The organism is Acidisphaera rubrifaciens HS-AP3, assembly GCF_000964365.1.
In the GTDB taxonomy this organism is placed as follows: Bacteria; Pseudomonadota; Alphaproteobacteria; order Acetobacterales; family Acetobacteraceae; genus Acidisphaera; species Acidisphaera rubrifaciens.
Genome location: NZ_BANB01000266.1, coordinates 1 through 3,940 on the forward strand (window position 1 = coordinate 1; position 3,940 = coordinate 3,940).

A 3,940-nucleotide genomic window follows, 5' to 3' on the forward strand; every position below is an offset into this window, starting at 1 on the left:
GAGCGCGTCGCCGCGACGAGGCGCCGCCGCTGAACCGGCCGCGGTCGCCCCCGACGCGTCCACGGCCACGCCGGACGACGCGGCCGGCGATCGTCTGTCACGTATTGTTTCCGCGGCACCTGGGACACCCACACGGCGTTCACGTTCGGCGCAACGTTGAAGCCTCTTGTTGCGTCCTGCGCGAACTCGCTATACCGCCGTTCAATCCCTTGAGTGTCCCGACGCAGCTTGGCCGTCGAACAGGACACCGCCTCGATAAGGCGGGAAACGTCGGTGCCCCTGAACGACGTCGGCGGACGCGGTGAAGCGCGGCGTCCCGCCACCACCTGCTGCCGTATAGGTCGCCGTGAAAGAAACACGCCCAACCGCCGCTGACACGCAGGGCGCAGTCGATGCCGATCTCCTGCGAATGGTGTTCGACGCGGAGTTCTACCTTGACTGTCATCCGGACGTGCGCGCGGCAGGCATCGATCCGTTCGAGCATTTCCGGCTCTACGGCGCGGCGGAAGGGCGGCGGGCGTGCTACTACTTCGATCCTGACTTCTACGTGCAGCGCTATCCCGATATCGCCTCTCTCGGGACCAATCCCTTGTTTCACTACCTCCGGTACGGGGCGGAGGAGTTGCGCGACCCGCATCAGGACTTTGACGCGGCCTTTTACGTCGACCGCCATCCCGAGGCGGCCGCCAATCCGCTGATCCACTACATGCTGTACGGCGCCTCGCTGGGTTACTCCGTGCGGCGCATCCCGTACATCCCGGACTACCTGCCGTCGACCCTGGAGCCGCCGCGTCTGCCCGACGGCGTCGTGGTCGACGTCGTCATACCGGTCTATCGCGGACTGGCGGAGACGCAGCGCTGCCTGGAGACCGTGCTTGCCGATCCGGAACGGCCGCCCGGGCGCGTGATCGTCATCGACGACCGCTCGCCCGAGCCGAAACTATCGGCGGCGCTCGACCGGCTGAGCCAGTCCGGGCAGATCATGTTGATCCGCAACCGGACCAACCTGGGCTTCGTCGCCTCGGTCAACCGCGGCATCGAGGCGGCATTCCCCCACGACGTCGTCCTGCTCAATTCCGATACCGAGGTCCCGGTCGGCTGGCTGCACCGGCTGGCCGCCCACGCCTATGCCGGACCGCGCATCGCCTCGGTCTCGCCGTTCTCGAACAACGCGACGATCTGCTCGTATCCGCGCATCGAGGGCGGGCCGCCGGCCTTCGGCCTGTCGGTGACGGAACTCGACGCCGCCTGCCGCGAGGCCAATGCCGGCCGCAGCGTGACGGTCCCCGTCACGGTCGGATTCGCCATGTATCTGCGCCGCGACGCGCTGGCCGATGTCGGCGCCTTCGATGCCGAGGCGTTCGGCCGCGGCTATGGCGAGGAGAGCGATTTCTGCATGCGTGCGGCGGCACGCGGCTGGACGCACCGCCTCGCCTGCGACGTGTACGTACATCACGAGGGACAGGTCAGCTTCGGCACCACCGCGCCCGAGCAGACGGGCAGCCAGGACATCCTCCGCCAGCGCTACCCGTCCTATATGCGGCTGATCGACCGCCACATCCGTGTCAACGACGCGGGGCCGGCACGGCTGGCGATCACGGCGGCGATCCTGCGCCGGTCGGGCCTTCCCACCATCCTCGCCGTCTCGCACAGCCTCGGCGGCGGCGTCGGGCAGCATATAACGGCGCTCGCCGCCCGCACCGCCGGGCAGGCCAATGTCCTGCTGCTCGAAGGCACGCCGGAGGGCGCGGCCATCTCGGTGCCGGCCCTTCCCGATCACCCGCGCTTCGTGATCACGCCCGACCTGATCGAAGGCGCGGCCGAATATCTAACCTCGGCCGCGGTGACGCGCGTGCATATCCACCACGTCCTCGGCCTCAACCTGCCGCTGCGCCGTCTGATCGCCCGGCTCGGCGTGCCGTTCGATGTCACGGTCCATGACTGGTACACGATCTGCCCGCAGGTGAACCTGCTGCCGCATCTCGATGCCCATTATTGTGGCGAGCCCGCGCCCGCCGCCTGCAACGCCTGCATCGCCGATCGTCCCGCGCACGACGCGGGCGACATACTCGGCTGGCGCCTGCGCCACCGCTGGCTGTTCCACGAGGCGGAGCGGGTGCTGTGCCCGAGCCATGACGTGCGCGCCCGCCTCGCGCGGTACGGCCTCGCCGAGCGGGCGGTCGTGGTCGCGCACGAGCCCGTCGAAACCACCGCCTGGTCGATGTCGCAGACGCCGGCGATCAAGGGCCGGCCGCTGCGCGTCGCCCTGATCGGCGTGCTGGCCGATCAGAAGGGCCTGCCCACCGTGCTGTCGGTCGCCGATGCCGCGGGCGGCGAGGACATCGAACTGCATCTGATCGGCTACACGGAAAAGCCGCTCCCGCCCGCCTATGACAAGCGGCTGCGCCAGACGGGCCCGTATCGCCACGCCGACCTCGCGCGGCTGATCGCACGCGTGCGGCCGCACGTGATCTGGTTCCCGGCGCAGTGGCCCGAGACCTTCAGCTATACGCTCAGCGCCGCCATCGACTCCGGCCTGCCGATCATCGCCTCCGATATCGGCGCCTTCCCCGAGCGTCTGGCCGGCCGGCCCCTCACCTGGCTGGTGCAGCCGTCCGCGCCGCCCGAGGAATGGCTCGCGGTCTTCGCCGAATTGCGGGCGACGCTGACGAAGCAGCGGGCGCTGCCGCGCGGCCGGCCCCGCGCGGTGGTGCCCGATTTCTACCGGCAGGACTATGTCGGGGGCGCGTCCCGGCGCGCGGGGCGGGACGGGCTGATCGACCTGCGCCGGCCGGACCGGCAGACGCTGGTGGTCGTCCCGGAACGGCTCGACAACGGCGCGCTCAGTCCCTGCGCCTTCATCCGCCTGCTGCTGCCGCTCGACCATCCCGCGGCGGGCGCGGGCATCGACGTGGTCATCGCCTCGCCCGAGGAGGCGCTGCGCTACCGCGCCGACGCGCTGGTGACGCAGCGCTATGCCGTGCCGGACGCCGAGGCGGCGGAGGCGTTGCTCGCGCACGCGGCGCGGACCGGAACGCCCTTCGTCTATGATCTGGACGACGATCTCGTGAACATCCCGGCCGAGCATCCCGAGACGGGCGTGCTCCAGCCCCGCGCCCCGGTGGTGGCGCGGCTGGTGCGCGGGGCGGACGCGCTGCTCGTCTCGACCCCGGGGCTGAAGGCGCGGCTCGCGCCCCTGCGGCGCGACGCGGTGCTGGTGCCGAACGGCCTCGACGAACGGCTTTGGGGCGTGGCGCCGCCGGTCAGCGCGGCACCGCGCCGCGACCCGGTGCGCATCCTGCTGATGGGCACCGCGACACATGACGCGGATCTCGCGGCGACGAACCGGGCGCTCGAGGCGGTGTGTGACACGTTCGGCGACAGGGTCAGCATCGAGGTCATCGGGATGACGGCGGCCGACCTGCCCACCTGGGCCGAGCGGGTGGTGGTGCCGCCCACGGGGGGCCAGTCCTACCCCGCCTTCGTGAACTGGATCGCCAGCCAGGCCGCCTGGCATATCGGCGTCGCGCCGCTGGCCGATACCGCCTTCAACACCAGCAAGTCCGCGATCAAGACGATGGATTACGGCGCCCTCGGCCTGGCGGTCCTTGCCTCCGACGTGCCGGCCTATCGCGGCTCGCTGGCCGATGGGTCGGGCGGACAGCTCGTGCGCAACGACCCGCGCGCATGGTTCTGGGCGGTGGCCGAGATGGTCCGCAACCCGCGCCACTGGCAGGCCTGCGCCGAGGGTGCGCGGCGCGAGTTCCTCGCCCGGCATACGCTGCTGGCCCAGGCCGAGAGCCGGCAGCGCGTCTGGCGCGGCCTGACGGCGCGGAGCACGCGCAAGCGGGCAACCGCGTGACTGCTGGCTCGCCGCGGCGGCGCTGTCTCCAGCCGACGCCGGGGCGGCGGATCAGCGCGCCGCCATGCGCAGCCGGCC

Annotated in this window: 1 protein-coding gene; it reads left to right on the forward strand. The window is 71.1% G+C overall.

The window, feature by feature from the left end:
* Positions 1 to 409: 409 nt before the first annotated feature.
* A complete protein-coding gene (locus B8460_RS09090; RefSeq protein WP_048861276.1) occupies positions 410 to 3,862 on the forward strand; it encodes a glycosyltransferase in 3,453 nt (1,150 codons plus the stop codon).
* Positions 3,863 to 3,940: the final 78 nt, after the last annotated feature.